Here is a 19,238-nt window from a genome sequence, read left to right as displayed (position 1 = left end):
GGCGCGGAGCGCTTGCATCCCGCGCCGTTGCCCCGCATCGTGCCTGCGATCGCAAATGTCGGGCCGGAACGCATGGCGAAGACCGCAGAAAAGACCAGAAAAGCCGAGAAAACCCTCCTGTCGCGCCTGAGCGAGTCGCCGAACGTCGTCGACAAGACGGATGCCGGGGCGTTTCTCGACGACCTGCTGGCGGCTGCCAAAGAGGAGAAATGCCGAAAGCTCGCCAAGATCGACAGGAAGGGCGCGCCGGCCGATTTCCTGAAAGGCGTGCTTGAAGGTTCGCCCTGGCTGCGCGGCCTCCTGGAGGCCGATCCGGCGATGGCCGAGCGGGTGCTGTTCGCCGACACCGACAGCTATCTCGCGGTTCTGAGCGCGACTGCCCGGGCCGACATTCGTGCCGCCGAGGACCGCGCCGCGGCGATGGTCGCCCTGCGGCGCTACAAGAACGAGGCGGCCGCGCTGGTGGCGCTGGCCGATCTCGGCGGCGTCTGGTCGGTCGACCGGGTCATCGCGGCGATGACCGAGATCGCCGACACCGCCGTCTCGTCGGCCGTCGACTGGCTGCTGGCCGCCGCCGCCGAGAAGGGCGATCTCGCGCTGGCCGATACGGCCGATCCGTCGCGGGACTCTGGCTACATCGTGCTCGCCATGGGCAAGCATGGCGCCGCGGAGCTCAATTTTTCCTCCGACATAGACCTGATCGTCCTCTACGACCCGGCGCGCGCCCATGCCGCCGATCCGGAGGAGATCGAGGCGCTGTTCGTGCGCATCACCCGCGATCTCGTCAAGCTGATGCTGGAATTCACCGCCGACGGCTACGTCTTCCGCACGGACCTGCGCCTGCGTCCCGATCCCGGCGCCACGCCGATCGCGATCTCGCTCGAGGCCGCGCTCGAATATTACGAGAGCATGGGCCAGAACTGGGAGCGCGCCGCGCTCATCAAGGCGCGGCCCTGCGCCGGCGACATCGCGGCGGGAAAGGCGTTTTTGCGCGAAATCGCACCCTTCGTCTGGCGCAAGTACATGGATTTCGCCGCGCTCGCCGACGTCCATGCGATGAAGCGACAGATCCACGCCCACAAGGGCCACAGCGCCGTCGCCGTGCGCGGCCACAACCTGAAGCTCGGCCGCGGCGGCATCCGCGAGATCGAGTTCTTCGTCCAGACCCAGCAGCTCGTAATCGGCGGCCGCCATCCCGAGCTGAGGACGCGGCGCACGCTCGACGCGCTCGACCTGCTGGCGGAGGGCGGCTGGATCAAGCCGAAGGTCCGCGACGACCTCGCCGACGCCTACCGGTTCCTGCGCCGGCTGGAGCACCGCCTTCAGCTCGTCGCCGACGAGCAGACCCAGACCATGCCGGCCGACGCGGACGATCTGGAGCGGTTCGCCCGGTTCGCCGCGTTCAAGGGCGAGACGGAGATGGCGGAGGCATTGACCGCCGAATTGCGGACGGTGCAGCGCCACTACGCCAACCTGTTCGAGGATGCTCCGACGCTCTCCACCGATACCGGCAGCCTGGTCTTCACCGGCGACGAGGACGATCCCGAGACGCTGGAAACCCTGATGCGGATGGGCTTCACCAACCCGAAGGAGGTCACGGCCGCCGTCCGCGCCTGGCATTTCGGCCGGATCGCCGCGTCGCGCAGCGCCCGTGCCCGCGAGCGGCTGACGGAGATCACGCCGGCGCTGCTGGAGGCGTTGGGCACGACGGCCAATCCCGACGCCGCCTTCCTGGCCTTCGACCGGTTCGTCTCGAGCCTGCCCGCGGGCATGCAGCTGTTCTCCCTGCTCTGGTCCAATCCCCATCTTCTGCATCTGCTCGCCGAGATCCTCGGCACCGCGCCGCGCCTCGCCGATCTCCTGAGCCGCCGCCCGCGCGTCTTCGCCGCAGTGCTGGAGCCCGATTTCTTCGACGCCCTGCCGAGCCGCGAGATGCTGGAGCCGCGCCTGGAGGCGACGCTCGCCGAGGCCGACGGTTACGAGGATGCCCTCGATCGCGCCCGCATCTTCGGCCAGGAGCAGGCCTTCCTGATCGGCGTGCGGGTGTTGTCGGGAACGGTTTCGGCAGCCGATGCCGGCGGCGCCTTCGCCCGTCTGGCCGAGCTGCTGGTGGACCGGCTGCATCATCTGGCGGCCGAGGAGCTGGCACGGACCAACGGCCGCATCAAGAAGGCGGCCGTCGCCGTTGTCGCGATGGGCAAGCTCGGCGGCGCGGAGATGACCGCCACGTCCGATCTCGATCTGATCCTGCTCTACGACTATCGCGGCGAGGAGCCGACGTCCGACGGCCGGCGCCCGCTGCCCGCCTCGCAGTATTACATCCGCCTGACTCAGCGCCTCGTCGCCGCCCTGTCGGCGCCCACCGGCGAGGGCACGCTCTACGAGGTCGACATGCGGCTGCGGCCCTCGGGCCGATCGGGTCCGCTGGCCGTCCACATCGACGGCTTCGCGTCCTACCAGACCGACGAGGCCTGGACCTGGGAGCACATGGCGCTGACGCGCGCCCGCGTGATCTCCGGGCCGGACAAGCTCGCCCGCCGCATCGGCGACGTCGTCGGCAAGGTGCTGACGGTCAAGCGCGGGATGAAGGACCTGCGCGCCGACATCGTCGACATGCGCGACCGCATCCAGAAGGAAAAGGGGTCCGACGACGTCTGGGAGATCAAGACGGTGCGCGGCGGCCTGATCGACGTCGAGTTCATCGCTCAGTTCCTGCAGCTCGCCTACGGCCACAAGCACCCCGAGATCCTGTCGCAGAACACCGCCGCCGCGCTCGCCGCCGCGCGCCAGGCCGGTGTGCTGAAGAAGGGCGATGCGGCGGTGCTGGAACCGGCCTGCCAGCTCTATCACGCGGTGACGCAGATCCTGCGCCTGTGCCTGACCGGTCCGTTCGACCCGGCGCAGGCTCCGCGCGGGCTGTCGCGACTGTTGTGCAAGGCCGCCGACGCTCCCGACCTGTCGCGTCTCGAGGTGGATCTGCGCGACACGCAGGCGAAGGTGAAGGCGGTGTTCGACAAGCTGCTGGCCGTCTGACGACCGGTCTATCGGCCGGCCGGGCGGTCGGTCGACTGGTGCTTCGGAACAGGGAGGTCGATCCGATGATCCGTGGCGTGCTTCTCGATCTGGCGGGCGTTGTCTATGTCGGCGGCGCGGCGTTGCCCGGCGCGATCGCGGCGGTGGAGCGGCTGCGGCGCGCGGGCCTGCCGCTCGGCTTCATCACCAACACCACCCGCTCGCCGAAGCGCGAGATCATCGCGCGGCTCACCGCGATGGGCCTGACCGTCGCCGACAGCGAGCTGACCACGCCGGCCCAGGCCGCGCGCGCCTGGCTCCACGCCATGCGCCGCGCGCCGCATCTGCTGATCCATCCGGCGCTGGCCGAGGACTTCCAGGACCTCGACGATTATCCCGAAACGGCGGTCGTCGTCGGCGATGCCGGTGCGGGCTTCACCTACGCGGCGATGAACGGTGCGTTCCGCGCGCTCATGGATGGCGCGGGGTTCCTGGCGCTGGCCCGCAACCGGACCTTCCGCGACGCCGACGGCGCGCTGAGCCTCGATGCCGGCGGGTTCGTCGCAGCGCTCGAATACGCCAGCGACCGACAGGCGGTGGTGGTGGGCAAGCCGTCGCCGGACTTCTATGCCACCGCCGTCGCCGGGCTGGGCGTCGACGCGGCGGACGCGGTGATGGTCGGCGACGATGTCGAAGCCGACGTTTCCGGCGCGCTTTCGGCCGGCCTGGGTGCGGCGATCCTGGTGCGGACGGGGAAATATCGGGACGGGGCGGAGGCGGGGGCCGTACCGCCCCCGACGGCGGTTATGGCCGATCTGGCCGAAGCGGCGGACTGGATCCTGCGCAACCGCGGATAGCGGCGCCGAACGCCGCCGCGCGGTACTACACTGTCACGAACTCAGGCCGACGCCGCGCGCGCCTGCGGCTCGCCGTGGTCGGGCGTTCCCTGGATGACGGGCTTCTGAGGTAGCCGCACCGTGACGATCGTGCCCTTGCCAGGTGTCGAGCGGATGCGCAGCGCGCCGCCATGCAGCTCCACCAGCGACCGCGAGATGGCGAGCCCGAGACCGGAGCCCTTGTGGCTGCGGGTGAACTGGTTCTCCACCTGCTCGAAGGGCCGTCCGAGCCGACGCGCGGCGTGGCGCTCGATGCCGATGCCGGTGTCCTCGATCGAGATGGTGATGCCGCGCGAAACCGAGCGCGCCCTGACCTTGATCGAGCCGCTCTCGTTGTTGAACTTCACCGCGTTGGACAGCAGGTTCAGCATCACCTGCTTGAGTGCCCGCCGGTCGCCGCTGACGCTGAGGTCGTCGCCGATGACGACCGAGGTGGAGATGTTCTTTTCCTGGGCGCGCAGCGACATGATGCGCACGCATTCGCCGGCGATTTCGCCGAGGTCCAGATCCTCGGCCTCGAGCTGGTACCGGCCGGCCTCGATCTTCGACATGTCGAGGATGTCGTTGATGACGTCTAGCAGGAACTCACCGCTCATGCGGATGTCGCGGCAATACTCGTTGTACTTGTCGGAGCCGAGCGGACCGAACGTGCCCGTCTCCATGATCTCGGAAAAGCCGATGATGGCGTTGAGCGGTGTGCGCAGCTCGTGGCTCATGTTTGCCAGGAACTCCGACTTGGTCTTGTTGGCGAGCTCGGCGCGGGTCTTTTCCTGGGCGTAGCGCTCGGCCAGATCGACGAGCTGCTGGGCCTGCACTTCCAGTGTCTGGCGAGAGCGGCGCAGGTCGGCGACCATCGCCGTCAGGGCCCGTTCGCTTTCCAGAAGCCGCTCTTCCTGCCGCTTCAGCGGGGTGATGTCGGTACCGACGCTGACGAAGCCGCCATCCTTGGTGCGCCGCTCGGAAATCTGCAGCCAGCGGCCGTCCTCGATCTGCGCCTCGTAGAGCCGGCCCGCGTCGCCGACCGGTCCGCCGACCTTCTCGTCGACCTGCACGATCGGCTGGCGGCTCTGCTCCATCACCGCGTCGTAATGGGTTCCCGTCTTCACCACCGCGTCCGGCAGCCGGTGCAGTTCCTGGTATTTGCGATTGCACAGGACCATCTTGTTGTCGGCGTCCCAGAGGACGAAGGCTTCCGAGGTCGCCTCGATGGCGTCGCGCAGGCGCATGTCGGCGGTGGCGCTGCGCTCGGCGAGGCGCTGCTGCTCGGTGATATCGACGGCGATGCCGACGAGATGGCGGTCGCCGTTCGCGTGGTCGGGCACGATCTCGGCGCGGGCGCGCAGCCAGATCCACGATCCGTCGGCATGGCGCATCCGGAAAGAGCGGTCGACATGGCCGGCATCCTGCGCGGCGAGCGCGTTCGCCAGGTCGTAGAAGTCCTCTTCGTCGGGGTGCAGCATCTGCGACACGTCCCCGATCGACAGCATCGCGTCCTTGTCGTCGCGTCCCAGCATCTCCAGCATCGACGCCGACCAGAAGATGCGTCCGCGCGCCAGGTCCCAGTCCCACAGGCCGCAGCGGCCGCGGCGCAGCGCGGTGTCGAGGCGCGCGCGGCTGGTGTCGTAGGCCGTCTCGACCCGATTGAGGTTCGCCCCCTGCCAGCGGTAGGCGAGGCCGATCAGCAGCAGCGCCAGGTCGGCGATGATCAGGACCGTGGTCGGCAGGGCCGCCGCCGCGCGCCAGCGCTCGACGACGGTGCTTTGGGGTTCGATCACGGCGACGTCGCCGAGCGGCGCCTCGAGGTGGCGAACCGTGACCAGGGCCGGGTTGTCGCCGGGCAGGGTGGCGTCGAACACGCCGGCACGCGCGCCGAAGGTGGCCAGCGGCAGGGCCGGGCCGAGCACGTCGACGAGGCCTGCGTTCTGGAAACCGTTCGCTTCGGGCAGGCCGGCGATGATCCGGCCTCCGGCGCCCGTCACCAGGACGATCTGGCCGAGCGTGCGGCTATGGCCGGCATCGGCCAGCGCGGCCTGGGCGAAGGCCTCGCCACCGAGCGCGCCCTCGGCGCGATGGGCCGCGTCGATCCGCGCCGCGATGATGTCGGCCGTCATGGTGAGCTCGTGGCGCACCGCGATCTCGGCATCGTCGCGCGCCTGCATGTTGATCGTGACCACAGCGGCCGCGATCAGCAGGACCAGTACGATGAGGAGTGGAGTGACAATGCGCCGGAACAGCGGCTCGGCCTTAACCAGGCCGGCATAGGTCGGAACGGCAATGTCCCGAGCAATTCCCTGAAACGCAGATACACTTCCCCCTATGCGCCCCAGGCGCCGAACGGACTCCGCCCGCTGCATTTTTTGACCCCCTTCGGAATGCTTCGACAAGGCCTCTCGCCGAAGCGCCGCATCTCTTCCGAATCGTCTTATTCGAATCAAATGCAGGGTGATTTGTCTAGAGTCTGCACGACTCTAGGCGCGCTTTTTGGCTCGTGAGTCCAAAAAGCAACGCCCCCGCCAAAGGCGGCCAAGCCTTAAAAACCGGTTAACTCCGGGCGCTTAATCCAAACTGCGCTCGACGATATCGGCGCTGTCCCGCGACAGGCCCTCGTGCCCGGCGATGCGCCTGAGCGCCGCCTCGGCCGCCGCGCGCCGCACCGGTTCGAGCACCCGCCACGAGCGGAACGCCGACAACAGCCGCGCCGCGACCTGCGGATTGCTGCGGTCGATCTCCAGCGTGAAGTCGGCGACCAGCCGGTAGCCGGCGCCGTCGGCCCGGTTGAACTGGGTCGGGTTGGCCGCCGCGAACGCGCCGACGAGCGCGCGCACCCGGTTCGGGTTCGACAGCGAGAAGGCGGGATGGCGCATCAGCGCCGTCACCCGGTCGAGCGTATCGGCCCCGGTCATCGTAGCCTGCAGGCTGAACCACTTGTCGAGCACCAGCGGGTCGGTGCGATAGCGTTCGAAGAAATCGTCCAGCGCCGCGTCCGCCTCCGGCGCCCCCTGGCGCGTCAGCGCCGACAGGCCGGCCATCCGGTCGGTCATGTTGTCGGCGTTGCGGTAGTGCTGTTCGGCTGTCTCGATGCCCGCCTGGCCGGTGCCGGCGATGAGACCGAGCGCGGTGTTGCGCAGCGCCCGGCGGCCCGCGCCGGCCGCGTCCGGGCTGTAGGGCAGGTTGGAGCCGAAGCGCCGATAGACGTCGGTGAGGCAGGCGCCGAGCTCGCCGCCGATAAGGCCGCGCAGCCACTGGTCGGCGCCATGGATCGCGTCGGGATCGACATTGCGGCCGATCTCGCGGGCGATGTCGGATTCCGAGGGCAGCGACAGCACCTGGGCGCGGAAGCTCGGATCGAGCGCGTCCGCCTCGACGGTGTGTTCGAGCGAGCGGAGGAAGCGCGGCTCGATCTCCGGCGTCCTGCCGTCGGCGATCGCGGCCTGCGCCGCGATCAGGATGCGGGTCGCCAGTGACTGGACCGCCTGCCAGCGATTGTACGGGTCGCTGTCCTCGGCGGCGGCGAACAGAAGGTCATCGTCCGTCAGGTTGGCGGTCAGCTTCACCGGCGCGGAGAAGCCGCGCAGCAGCGACGGCACCGGCTTGGCCGGCAGGTCGGTGAAGACGATCCGCTCCCGCGTGCCGGTAAGTTCGATCAGGCCGTCGCGCACCGCCGGGCTTTCGGTCTTCAGGTCGGTGATCTCGTCGCCGTCCGGGCCGAGCAGGGCGAAGGCGATCGGAATCGGCATCGGCTGCTTCGTCGGCTGGCCGGGCGTCGGCGGGCAGGTCTGCTCGAGGGTCAGCTCGTAGGTGCGCGCCGCCGTGTCGTAGCGCCCGCTCGCCGTCACCTCCGGCGTGCCGGCCTGGTGGTACCACAGCATGAAATCGTCGAGTTTCCGGCCGGTCGCCTCGGCGAAGCAGCCGATGAAGTCCTCGATCGTCGCCGCCGTGCCGTCGTGGCGGTCGAAATACAGGTCCATGCCCGCCCGGAAGCCGTCGGCGCCGAGCAGCGTCTTCAGCATGCGGATCAGCTCGGCGCCCTTCTCGTAGACGGTCGCCGTGTAGAAGTTGTTGATTTCCTTGTAGGTTTCAGGGCGCACCGGATGCGCCAGCGGCCCCGCGTCCTCGACGAACTGGTGGGCCTTCAGCGTCCGCACGTCGCCGATGCGTTCCACCGCGCGCGAGCGCACGTCGGCGGAGAACTCCTGGTCGCGGAACACCGTCAGCCCTTCTTTCAGGCAGAGCTGGAACCAGTCGCGGCAGGTGATGCGGTTGCCGGTCCAGTTGTGGAAGTACTCGTGGGCGATGATGGCCTCGATATTGGCATAGTCGGTGTCGGTCGCCGTCTCGGGGCTCGCCAGCACGTACTTGTCGTTGAAGACGTTGAGGCCCTTGTTCTCCATCGCGCCCATGTTGAAGTCGGACACGGCGACGATGTTGAACACGTCGAGATCGTATTCGCGCCCGAAGGCGTCCTCGTCCCAGCGCATCGACCGCTTCAGCGCTTCCAGCGCGTAGTCGCAGCGGTCCTCCTTGCCCTTCTCGACATAGATGCCGAGCGTCACCTCCCTGCCGGACGCCGTGACGAAGGTGTCGCCGACGCGGCCGAGGTCGCCGCCGACCAGTGCGAAGAGATAGGACGGCTTGGGATGCGGGTCGTGCCAGACGGCGTAGTGCCGGTCGCTGCCGGCCACGACGCCGCTTCCGACCGGATTGCCGTTCGACAGGAGCACGGGGGCATCGGATGCGCGCGCCTCGATTCGCACCGTGTAGACGGCGAGCACGTCGGGCCGGTCGGGGAAGAAGGTGATGCGGCGGAAGCCTTCCGCCTCGCATTGGGTGCAATAGACGCCGTTCGAGCGGTAGAGCCCCATCAGCCGGGTGTTGGCGCTGGGATCGATGGTGGTGCCGATGTCGAGCACGAAGGCGCGCTCGGGCGGCGTGGTGATCGTCAGGCGGTCCTTGTCCAGCTTGTAGGCGGTGCCGGCCAGGGGCGCGCCGTCGAGCTCCAGCGCGGTCAGCTCCAGGTCCTCACCATCGAGAACGAGGTCGCCGCCGGGGCCGTCCGGATTGGGCCGGACGTGCAGGCGGCTCCTGACCCGCGTGCTCTGCGGGTCGAGGCGGAAATCGAGCTCGACGCGATCGACGAGATAGGCCGGCGGGGCATAGTCCTGTAGCCGCACGACCGGCGTCTGATCCTTGGCCATATGGTGAAAACTCCTGAACGGCTGGCGGGTCGAGATGTAAGCCCTCAATGTGGCCGCGCCAAGCCCCGGGCGGGAATGGGCCGGCCGCGCCCGCGCGGCGGCGGCGATCGCATCGCCCTCATGTCATGGCCAGGCTCGACCGGCGATTGCGAGACGACGGCACGAGATTCCCGGGTCGAGACTGAGCATGGCTGAGTAGGGAAGGGCCGGATTATTGATCGCCCCGGCAGCCGGCGCCGCCTCGTGTCCCGGACTTGATCCGGGACCCAGACGGGGGGCGCGGCAATTCCGGGCGATACTTTGGCCGACGAAGGAGAGGCTATTCCAGGCGCCTATCTCTCCAGGCGCCAGGTCTCGCCGGAAAGCGGCGCCTGTTTCGGCATGCCCCATTCGAAGCCCGCCTCGGCGAGCAGGCACCACAGGTAGTCGGCCATCGAGCGGCGAACGAACAGGCGGAACACCGGGCCGCCCTCGGTCTCGTCCGCGTCGACCTGCCACAGCGTCGCCTGGGCGCGGCCGAACAGGGAGCCGGCGACCTGTCCCGTGGTAAAGGCGGACGGGTGCAGGTCGAGCGTCGTCAGCTTCATCAGCATGTCGCGGGCGCGCGGACCGGCGAGCTCGATCGTCGTGTAGTACGAGGACACGTCGGTGACCTGGCGGTGGACGCCCGCCAGCGCGGTCTCCAGCCCGTCTGCCAGCGCCACCTGCGCGTCCATCGCGGTGACGATCCAGAACTCGTCCGGGCCGATCCACAGGATCGCCGTCTCGCCCTGGCGCGTCGCCCGGCAGGCCTCGGGAAGCGAGACCCCGACCGTATCGGTCACGGCCTTGCCGACCGCGTCCGGATCGCCGCGCAGGACCAGCTTGCCGAGGAACGGCGCCTCCACCAAGCGGGCGGCGGCGTCCATTGCTTCGATGGCTGAGCGGTGGGCGAGGGCGGAGCGGCGGCGCGTGTCAGACATCCCCGTCCTCCCGCAGCTTGAGGAAATCGGTGCCCGTCACCGTCACCGGAATCGGCGGGCCGGAGGGGCGCGACACCCACAGGCGGTCGCCCATGCGGTCGCGCCCGGACTTCACCATGGCAAGCGCGATCGAGCGGTTCAGCGTCGGGCTCATGTAGCTCGACGTGACATGGCCGAGCATCGGTACGGGCTTCGTCGCCGGCTCGGTTCCCGTCGCGATGACGTGCGCGCCTTCCGCGAGCATGATCGCGGGGTCCTCGGTCACCAGGCCGACGAGCTGCTTGCGGTCGGGCCGCGCCGTGTCGGCGCGCGACAGCGAGCGCTTGCCGATGAAGTCGCCCTTGGTCGTCGACACGATCCAGTCCATGCCGAGATCCTTCGGCGTCGCCGTGCCGTCGGTTTCCTGGCCGACGATGATGAAGCCCTTCTCGGCGCGCAGCAGATGCATCGCCTCGGTGCCGTAGGGCGCGATGGCGTATTTCGCCCCCGCCTCCATCACCTTGTCCCACAGCCACGCGCCGTAGTCGGCGGCGATGTTGATCTCGTAGGCGAGCGCCCCGGTGAACGAGATGCGGAACACGCGCACCGGTACGCCGTCGATGGTGGCGTCGGCGTGGCTCATGAACGCGAAGCGCTCCGGATCGGGGTCGATACCCTCGCAGAGATCGGCGACGACGCGCCAGCTGTCCGGCCCCGACAGGCTCGCCACCGCCCATTCCTCGGTGACGGTGGTGAGATAGACCTCGAGGTCCGTCCATTCGGTCTGGATGTAGTCCTCAAGATGAGCCAGAACCCGCGCGGCGCCGCCCGTCGTCGTGGTCATGTGGAAATGGTCGTCGGCGATGCAGGCGGTGACGCCGTCGTCCATCACCATGCCGTCCTCGCCCAGCATCAGCCCGTAGCGGGCCTTGCCGGGGGCGAGCTTCGACCAGGCGTTGGTGTAGACGCGGTTCAGAAATGTGCGCGCGTCCCTGCCGCGGATGTCGATCTTGCCCAGCGTCGAGGCGTCCAGTACGGCGACGCCCTCGCGCGCAGCCAGGCTCTCGCGCCGCACCGCGTCGTCGAAGGTCTCGACGGGCTTCATATAGGCGCGGGCGCGCAGCCAGTCGCCGACCGGCTCGAACACCGCGCCGTTGGCCTTGTGCCAGGCGTGCATCGGCGTCGTGCGGCGCGGATGGAAATGGTCGCCGACATGCTGTCCGGCCAGCGCGGCGAAGGTGACGGGCTTCCACGGCTGGCGGTAGGTGGTCGTGCCGACCTGCCAGATCGGTTTCTGCAGCGTGTCGGCGACGAGGGCGAAGGCGTTCATGTTGGCGACCTTGCCCTGGTCGGTGCCCATGCCGGTGGTGGTGTAGCGCTTGGCGTGCTCGATGGAGTCGTAGCCCTCGTGGAGTGCCAGCCTGAGGTCCTTGGTGGTGACGTCGTCCTGCAGGTCGATCCAGGCGCGCACCTTGTGCTTCGGCCGCCCCGACGGGATTTCCGGGATCACCTTCGGCGTGCCCTGCGGCCGCTCCGCGCCCGCCACCTTCGGCGGTTTCACCGCCTTGGCCGAAAGTCCGGCCTTCGCCGCGGCGTCGGCGCCGGCCCTGGCGCCCTCCCTGAGGCAGCCGTCCAGATCGAAGGTCGCCGCCGCCGCGCCCGCCGATCGTTCCCGCTGCCAGGATTGACCGGGTTTGAAGGCACTCAGGGCCTCGTCGTAGGCGAGCTTGCCGCGCGACTGCGAGAACAGCGCGATATTGGGTATCCAGCCGCCCGAGACGGCGAGCAGGTCGCATTCGATCGCGGTCACGGGGCCTTCGACATCGCCGGAGTTGCCGAGCCTGCGGACCGTCGCGCCCGATACCCGGTGGCTGCCCGCGGTGCCGACGATCGCCGCGCCGGGATGGATGGCGATGCCGCGCCCGGCCGCCGCGCTCAGCAGCGCGGCGTCGACGTCGCGGCGCAGGTCGACGATGCCCGCCACCCGCGCGCCCGCCGCTTGCAGGTCGAACGCCGTCTCCCAGGCGGAATCGTTGTTGGCGAAGACCAGGACGCGCTTGCCGGGCAGGACGCCGTAGCGGTGCACGAAGGTGCGCGCCGCGCCGGCGAGCATGATGCCCGGCCGGTCGTTCTCGTGGAACACAAGCGGCCGCTCGACCGCGCCCGTCGCCAGAACCACCTCCTTCGCCCGCACCCGCCAGACGCGCTGGCGCGGCAGGTTGCCCGGCCGCGCGTTCGCGGCGAGGTGATCGGTGACCCGCTCCCACAGGCCGACGAAGTTCTGCGCGTAGTAGCCGAACGCGGCGGTGCGGGTCAGCACCGTGACGCTGTCCAGACGGCCAAGCTCGGCGACGACGCTCTCGACCCACTCCGGCGGTGCCGCGCCGCCGAGCCGGACCGTTCCCGGATCGACGGACAGCAGCCGTCCGCCAAGCGCGGCCGTCTCCTCGGCGAGGATGACGCGGGCGCCGGCGCGCCCGGCCGTCAGCGCCGCCATCAGGCCGGCGGGGCCGCCGCCGACGACCAGCACGTCGCAGTGCCGGTTGATCGCCTCGTAGCGGTCGGGATCGGGCGCCGACGGCGCCTTGCCCATGCCTGCGGCACGACGGATGAACGGCTCGAACGCCATCCAGCTGCCGAGCGGGCCCATGAAGGTCTTGTAGTAGAAGCCGGCGGGCAGGAAGGCCGAGGCCCAGTCATTGACCGCGCCGACATCGAACGTCAGAGACGGCCAGACGTTCTGCGCCATCGCCTCCAGGCCGTCGTAGATCTCCTGCTCGGTGACGCGGGTGTTCGGGTCGGTGCGCGCGGCGTCGCGGCCGATCTGGACGAGGGCGGTCGGGTCCTCGCTGCCGGCGCCGAAGATGCCGCGCGGGCGGTGATACTTGAAGCCGCGCGCCACCATGTGCTCGCCGTTGGCCAGAAGCGCGGAGGCCAGCGTGTCGCCGGGATGGCCGGTGAAGTCGCGCCCGTCGAACCGGAAGCGGACGACCCGGCTGCGATCGATCAGCCCGCCCGAGGCGCGGCGATTGGGCTGGCCGGTCATGGGACGAGCTCCAAGTCGCGGGAGCCGGGCCATCCCCCCACGAGATTGCCGGGCTCGACCCGGCAATCTCGTGCGAATTGCCCGGCAGGCGTCCAACCGCGCCGAGATCCCCGGGTCGAGCCCGGGGATGACGTACCAGGGGAGAGCAGCGCGGCGTACATCACGTCGCTTCCTCCGGCTGCACGACCTTCACCGCATCGTTGCCCGAGCCGATCGGTGCTTCGCCCGACGGCGTGGCCGGCGCGACCGTCGTCACCTTCGGCGGCGTCTGGCCGATCCTGTAGACGGCGAGGATCTCGTCGGTCGCGGTGTTGCGCAGCATGTTGAAGAACCGCCGGCAGCCGGCGGTGTGGACCCAGCGCTCGGCGAACAGGCCCTTCGGGTTGTTGCGCAGGAACACGAAGTCGGCCCACTGCGCGTCGGTCAGCGCCTCGCCGTCGGTGGGCCGGGCGATATGCGCCTCGCCGGCGTTGGAGAACTCCGACTGGTCGCGCGTGCCGCAATAGGGACAGGTGATCAGGAACATCTCGCTTCTCTCAATCGCTGCACCGCTCTCCCGCTCCCCCTCTAATGCGCCACGGCCGCGGCGCCGTGTTCGGCGACCAGGGCGCCGGACTGGAACCGGTCGAGCGCGAACGGCGCGGCGATCGGATGCGGGTCGTCCCTGGCGACCGTCCAGGCGAAGACGTGGCCCGAGCCGGGCGTCGCCTTCCAGCCGCCGGTGCCCCAGCCGCCGTTGATGTAGAAGCCCTTCACCGGCGTCTTCGAGATGATCGGGCTGGCGTCCGGGCAGGTGTCGACGATGCCACCCCACTGGCGCATCATCCGCAGGCGCGACACCGGCGGCAGCAGCTCGCACAGCGAGGCCATCTGGTGCTCGATGATGTCCATCGAGCCGCGCTGGGTGTAGGAATTGTGCGCGTCGATGCCCGCGCCGATGACCAGCTCGCCCTTGTCCGACTGGCTGCAATAGACGTGCACCGCGTTCGACATGATGACGCAGGGCACCAGCGGCTTGATCGGCTCGGAGACGAGCGCCTGCAGCGGGTGGCTCTGGATCGGCAGCTTGATGTCCAGCATCGCCGCGATCACCGAGGTGTGCCCGGCGGTGACGCAGGCGACCTTCGGCGTCTTGATCACGCCGCGCGTCGTCTCCACGCCCGTGACCGCGCCTCTGGCGGTCCTGATGCCGGTCACCTCGCACTGCTGGATGATGTCGACGCCCATGGCGTCGCAGGCCCGCGCGTAGCCCCACACCACCGCGTCGTGCCGGTTGGTGCCGCCGGAGCGCTGCAGCGTGGCGCCCAGCACCGGATAGCGGATGTCGTGCGAGATGTTGATGATCGGGCAGAAATCCTTGACCTGCCTGGCGTCGAGCCACTCGGCGTCGACCCCGTTGAGCCGGTTCGCCTCGACGCGGCGCTTGAGCTGGCGCGCCTCGTGCTCGTCATGGGCGAGGTTCAGCACGCCGCGGTGGCTCATCATGATGTTGTAGTTGAGCTCGCGGCCGAGCGTCTTCCACAGCTCCAGCGCGTGATTGTAGATCGCCGCACTCTCGTCGAAGAGGTAGTTGGAGCGGATGATGGTCGTGTTGCGCCCCGAATTGCCGCCGCCGATCCAGCCCTTCTCGATCACGGCGATGTTGGTCATGCCGTGCTCCTTGGCCAGGTAGTAGGCCGTCGCCAGCCCGTGGCCGCCGCCGCCGATGACGACGGCGTCGTAGGCGGCCTTGGGTTCGGGCGCGCGCCACACGCGCGGCCAGCCTTGGTGGCCCTTCAGGCCCTCGCGGATCAAGGAAAAGACGGAATATTTCACCCGGCCGGCCTCGCTCGCTGTCGCGGCCCCGTTCCGACAGCCCCGGGCCGCTGTCTGCCTCGCGATGGTCGCTTACCGGAGCCCCCGGACGCAAGGGTCGGGGGCGATCCGCGAGGCAGGATGATTTCGCGTTGCAATACAAGCCGTTCTTGCGTCGCGATCGTTTGTCATCTAGGAGCGATCATTGGTCTGATTGCGACATCAGGCAATTCGGTTGGGTGGCCGGTTGCCACGCGGTTTGGGAAAGGCCTTGCATGGACGCCACCGTACAGCGTTCGCGCCGGATCGTATTTTTTCTCGTGCCGAACTTCTCGATGATCGCGTTTGCCACCGCGATCGAGCCCTTGCGGCTGGCCAACCGGCATCTCGGCCAGCAGTACTACAAGTGGCGCCTGGCCTCCGAGACCGGCTCGCCGGGGCTTGCCTCGAACGGCGTCAAGGTCGCCGTCGACGGCTCGCTGGAGGACGAGAAGCGGCTGTTCCACTCCGACGAGCGGCCCGACATGTTCTTCGTCTGCTCGGGCGTCTTCGTCGAGAAGTACGAATCGAAGGCTTTGAACTCGTGGCTGCGGCAGCTACACCGCGGCGGCGTCACCGTCGGGGCCATGTGCACCGGCGCCTGGATCCTGGCCAAGGCCGGGCTGCTGGACGGCAGGCGCTGCGCCATCCACTGGGAAAACCTGCCGGGCTTCGCCGAGGCCTTCCCGGAAGCCGACGTCTACGCCGATCTCTACGAGGTCGACCGGAACATCTACACCTGTGCCGGTGGCACCGCCTCGCTCGACATGATGCTGAGCCTGATCGACGCCGACCACGGCGACACGGTCGTCAATCGCGTCTGCGAGCAGGCGCTCACCGACCGGGTGCGCAGCCCGCAGGACCGTCAGCGTCTGCCGCTCAGGGCGCGGCTGGGCATCCACAATTCCAAGGTGCTGACCATCATCGAGCTGATGGAGGCGAACATCGCCGAGCCGCTGTCGCTGGTCGAACTCGCCCGCTTCGCCGGCCTGTCGCGCCGCCAGATCGAGCGCCTGTTCCGCCGCACCATGGGCCGCTCGCCGGCGCGCTACTATCTCGAGCTGCGCCTGGACCGCGCCCGCCACCTGCTGCTCCAGTCGAACCTGCCGGTGGTCGAGGTGGCGGTGGCCTGCGGCTTCGTCTCGGCCTCGCATTTCTCCAAATGCTACCGGGAATTCTACGGGCGCTCGCCGCTGACCGAGCGGCGCGAACGCGAAAGCGCGACGTAGTGGGAGCGGCGATGATACCGCGCTGGTTCCTCTGGCTGGTCGCCGCCGCGATCGTGTTTTCGGCGTTGATTGCGGGACGGTCCTACCTGATCCCGATCGCCATCGCGCTGGTACTGTTCAGCCTGCTTGCCGCGCTGATCGACCGCATCACGCGGATCCGGGTCGGCCACTGGTCGGTGCCGCGGCCGCTGGCGACTGTCATCGGCCTCGTCATCATCTTCTACGCGCTGTTCCTGATGGTCTACGTCATGTCCTCCCAGGTGGAGGCGGTGATTGCCGCGAGCCCGCGCTACATCGCCCGCATGGAGGCGCTGCTGTCGCAGGCAGCCGAGTTCTTCGGCCGGGATATCGCCGAAGACATGCAGAGGGCGCTCTCCGAGATCGATCTGACCAGGCGCATTCCCGGCGTCGTCGGGTCGGCCGGGGCGACGCTGACGACGATCACCCTGATTGTCCTCTACATGGGCTTCATGTTCGTCGAGCGCGGCGCCTTCCAGTCCAAGCTCGCCCGGCTGTTTCCCAATTCCGACCAGTCGCTGCGCGTACACGGACTGATCATCTCGATCTCCGACAGCATCCAGCGCTACTTCTCGATCAAGCTGTTCGTCAGCGCGCTGACCGGTGGCGCCGCCTATGTGGTGATGAAGCCGATGGGCCTCGATTTCGCCGAGACCTGGGCGCTGCTGGCCGTGCTGTTGAACTTCATCCCGAATATCGGATCGGCGGTCGCCACCCTGCTGCCCGCGGTGGTGGCGCTGGTGCAGTTCGATACGCTGGGGCCGTTCGTGATCATCTTCTTCGGCGTCGGCGCGATTCAGCTCTTCATCGGCAATTTCGTCGAGCCGGCGCTGATGGGCCGCTCGCTGAACCTGAGCCCGCTGGTGATCATCCTGTCGCTGACCTTCTGGGCCTTCGTCTGGGGCATCGTCGGCATGTTCCTGTCGGTGCCGATCATGGTCATCGTGCTGATCGTCTGCTCGCACGTTCCCGCCTGGCGCCCGGTGGCGATCGTGATTTCGCGCGACGGCGAGATACCCGCCGCCGGCGACCTCAAGGGCTAGTCGCCGGCCGTTTCCCGCGCTCCAAACAGGTTTTCGACCGTCCCGTAGCGGGCGCGCAGACGCTTGCCGAACAGCCGGCTCGCCGCGACCGTCCAGTGCCCGTAGTCGGTTACCAGCGGGGCGCCGTCGGCGGCGAGGGCCGCGCAGTCCCCGTCGGGGCAGAGAAGGGCGATCTTCGACACGTAGGGAATGCCCCTGCGGGCGAGCGCATCGGCGTACAGGCGGTCGGCGCGGATCACCTTGTCATCGAGATAGGCGCGCAGGAAGCCGTCCAGGTCGTCCATCGTCCGACGGGTCGCCACGAGGGTCGGCACGTCCCTGGAATATTCCGGCTGCGGCCCGAAAACGACGACAGGCACGCCCGCCGCGGCATAGTCGGCGGCGAGGTCGGCCACGCCGTCGGCGTAGCGTTCGATATCCTGCGCCGCGTCCGAACCGAGCCGCGCGGTGATCGCGACGCCGTCGAGGCTGCCGGCGTTGTCGGCGATGAACCGGCCGGCGAATTCCCGGAGCTGCACGCATTTCGGGTGCTCGGTCCACGGATCGCAGCCGGCCCCCGTCAGCTGGATGACGTTGACGGACTTGTAGGCCCGCGACAGGGCGAGCCACAGGTCGGCGGCGTGGCTGTCGCCGACGACGGCGATGTTGCGCTCCCCGAGCGGCGAACACGCTTCGAAGTGCCTGGCGAACTCCCCGATGGACTGGGTTCGCGTCACCATGTGGCATCGGTTCGACCGGGTCGCCGCGCGCCGCGCCCTTGCGTCCTTGTCCACGGTCTTCAGCATCGCGGCGACCTCGTCCGACATGCGCCAGTCCATGCCGCCGCTCGCCGACACGTAGGCCGCCGGGGCGACGAGGACGACCGCCAGCGCCGCCGAGGCGAGCCCGACCTGCCGGTTGTTCAGGGCGACGCCGCGCGGCGGCCTGCGCCGGAACGGCTGCTCCACCCAGAAATACATCGCCGTGGCGATGGCGATGGAGGCGGCGACCATGCCCCACTGCTCGACCGGCTGGAAATCTTGGGCGGTCGCGTAGGCGTAGAAGACGACGATCGGCCAGTGCACCAGGTAGAGCGAGTAGGAAATGAGCCCGATGCCGATCGCGACGCGGTTGTCGAGGAGGCGCGCCAGCCGCGCGCCGCCCCCGGCGAAGATCACCAGTCCCGCGCCGATGCAGGGCAGCATCGCCGACGTCCCGGGAAACGGCGTCGCCTCGGTGTAGAGAAACACCGCCGCCAGGATCATCGCTAGGCCGGCCAGCATCAGCCCGTCGAGCGTCAATGTGTGTCGGGGCCTGTACTTTTCGAGCCAGACGAGCGCCGCCCCGACGGCGAACTCGCCGATCCGGAAATGGGCGAAGTAGAAAACCGCCGCCGCGTCGTTGTCGAGCGTCCGGTCGGCCCGGTAGACGCTGATGGCGCCGGCGACCAGCAGGAACAGCGGGACGCCCCATTCGGTGAGGGCGGGAAAGCGCGACCGCTCGACCCGTGGCCGGAGCGCCAGAAGGGCGACCAGGACGGTCGGCCAGATCAGATAGAACTGCTCCTCGACGCTGAGCGACCACATGTGCAGCAACGGCTTGTAGATCGCGTCGGCGTCGAAATAGCCGCTTTGCCACCAGAAGCAGATGTTCGAGACGAAGAACGTGGTGCAGACGAGCGAATCCGCGAACTCCTCGAAGAAACGCGGCGACAGGATGAAGAACGCGGCGACGAAGCTTGCCACCAGCACCACGAACAGCGCCGGAAACAGCCGGCGGGCGCGGCGGACATAGAAGGTCGCGTAGGAGAAGCGGCCGGCTTCATGGTCGGCGCGGATCAGGCGGGTGATCAGATAGCCGCTGATCACGAAGAACACGTCGACGCCGACGAAGCCGCCGCTGAACGGCGCGAACCCGACATGGAAGAACACCACGACGAGGACGGCAAGCGCACGGAGCCCGTCGATTTCGGGACGGTAGGTCACGCTGGTCATTGCGAGCAGATCCGTACGGCGTGCGGCCACGAAGAAAGCCGGGCCGGCGCGT

The 19,238-nt window shown here is 68.8% G+C and carries 11 protein-coding genes; 4 read left to right on the top strand and 7 right to left on the bottom strand.

From position 1 onward, the window contains the following. Positions 1 to 72: 72 nt before the first annotated feature. Positions 73 to 3,033: a bifunctional [glutamine synthetase] adenylyltransferase/[glutamine synthetase]-adenylyl-L-tyrosine phosphorylase gene (locus tag MUB46_RS04865; RefSeq protein ID WP_261614753.1), complete on the top strand. Its 2,961-nt coding sequence runs from the start codon at positions 73 to 75 to the stop codon at positions 3,031 to 3,033. A 65-nt stretch (positions 3,034 to 3,098) separates the two neighbouring features. Further along, on the top strand, positions 3,099 to 3,869 hold the full coding sequence (locus tag MUB46_RS04860) for a TIGR01458 family HAD-type hydrolase (protein WP_261614752.1): 771 nt from the start codon (positions 3,099 to 3,101) through the stop codon (positions 3,867 to 3,869). 41 nt (positions 3,870 to 3,910) lie between these two features. Here MUB46_RS04860 and MUB46_RS04855 read toward each other — a convergent pair whose 3' ends face one another. The 6 genes from MUB46_RS04855 to MUB46_RS04830 all read right to left on the bottom strand — a co-directional run bounded on the left by MUB46_RS04855 (position 3,911) and on the right by MUB46_RS04830 (position 14,905). Beyond that, positions 3,911 to 6,262 (bottom strand): PAS domain-containing sensor histidine kinase, encoded by a 2,352-nt coding sequence (locus MUB46_RS04855; RefSeq protein ID WP_261614751.1) that lies wholly within the window; start codon positions 6,260 to 6,262, stop codon positions 3,911 to 3,913. Between the two features lie 201 nt (positions 6,263 to 6,463). Next, positions 6,464 to 9,103 (bottom strand): aminopeptidase N, encoded by a 2,640-nt coding sequence (pepN, locus tag MUB46_RS04850; RefSeq protein WP_261614750.1) that lies wholly within the window; start codon positions 9,101 to 9,103, stop codon positions 6,464 to 6,466. A 332-nt stretch (positions 9,104 to 9,435) separates the two neighbouring features. Further along, positions 9,436 to 10,065, bottom strand: coding sequence for a sarcosine oxidase subunit gamma (locus tag MUB46_RS04845; RefSeq protein ID WP_261614749.1), 630 nt, complete (start codon positions 10,063 to 10,065; stop codon positions 9,436 to 9,438). Continuing rightward, complete coding sequence (locus MUB46_RS04840; protein WP_261614748.1) at positions 10,058 to 13,090, bottom strand: sarcosine oxidase subunit alpha family protein; 3,033 nt, start codon at positions 13,088 to 13,090, stop codon at positions 10,058 to 10,060. Before MUB46_RS04840 ends, MUB46_RS04845 begins: the two co-directional genes overlap by 8 nt. A gap of 160 nt (positions 13,091 to 13,250) precedes the next feature. Next, positions 13,251 to 13,616: a sarcosine oxidase subunit delta gene (locus MUB46_RS04835; protein WP_261614747.1), complete on the bottom strand. Its 366-nt coding sequence runs from the start codon at positions 13,614 to 13,616 to the stop codon at positions 13,251 to 13,253. Positions 13,617 to 13,657: 41 nt separating this feature from the next. Beyond that, positions 13,658 to 14,905, bottom strand: a complete 1,248-nt coding sequence (locus MUB46_RS04830) for a sarcosine oxidase subunit beta family protein (RefSeq protein WP_261614746.1) — start codon at positions 14,903 to 14,905, stop codon at positions 13,658 to 13,660. Positions 14,906 to 15,159: 254 nt separating this feature from the next. On the opposite strand from MUB46_RS04830, the gene MUB46_RS04825 reads away from it, so the two are divergent. Both MUB46_RS04825 and MUB46_RS04820 read left to right on the top strand, forming a co-directional pair. Continuing rightward, positions 15,160 to 16,152 (top strand): GlxA family transcriptional regulator, encoded by a 993-nt coding sequence (locus MUB46_RS04825; protein WP_261614745.1) that lies wholly within the window; start codon positions 15,160 to 15,162, stop codon positions 16,150 to 16,152. Positions 16,153 to 16,163: 11 nt separating this feature from the next. Beyond that, a complete protein-coding gene (locus tag MUB46_RS04820) occupies positions 16,164 to 17,213 on the top strand; it encodes an AI-2E family transporter (RefSeq protein ID WP_261614744.1) in 1,050 nt (349 codons plus the stop codon). On the opposite strand, the gene MUB46_RS04815 is transcribed toward MUB46_RS04820, so the two are convergent. After that, positions 17,210 to 19,186, bottom strand: a complete 1,977-nt coding sequence (locus MUB46_RS04815; protein WP_261614743.1) for an acyltransferase family protein — start codon at positions 19,184 to 19,186, stop codon at positions 17,210 to 17,212. The genes MUB46_RS04820 and MUB46_RS04815 overlap by 4 nt on opposite strands. Positions 19,187 to 19,238 lie beyond the last annotated feature (52 nt).

The sequence above is a fragment of the Microbaculum marinisediminis genome (assembly GCF_025397915.1).
GTDB lineage: Bacteria > Pseudomonadota > Alphaproteobacteria > Rhizobiales > Tepidamorphaceae > Microbaculum > Microbaculum marinisediminis.
The sequence above is the reverse complement of the archived record's forward strand: the minus strand, read 5'-3'. Positions and strand labels throughout refer to the sequence as shown.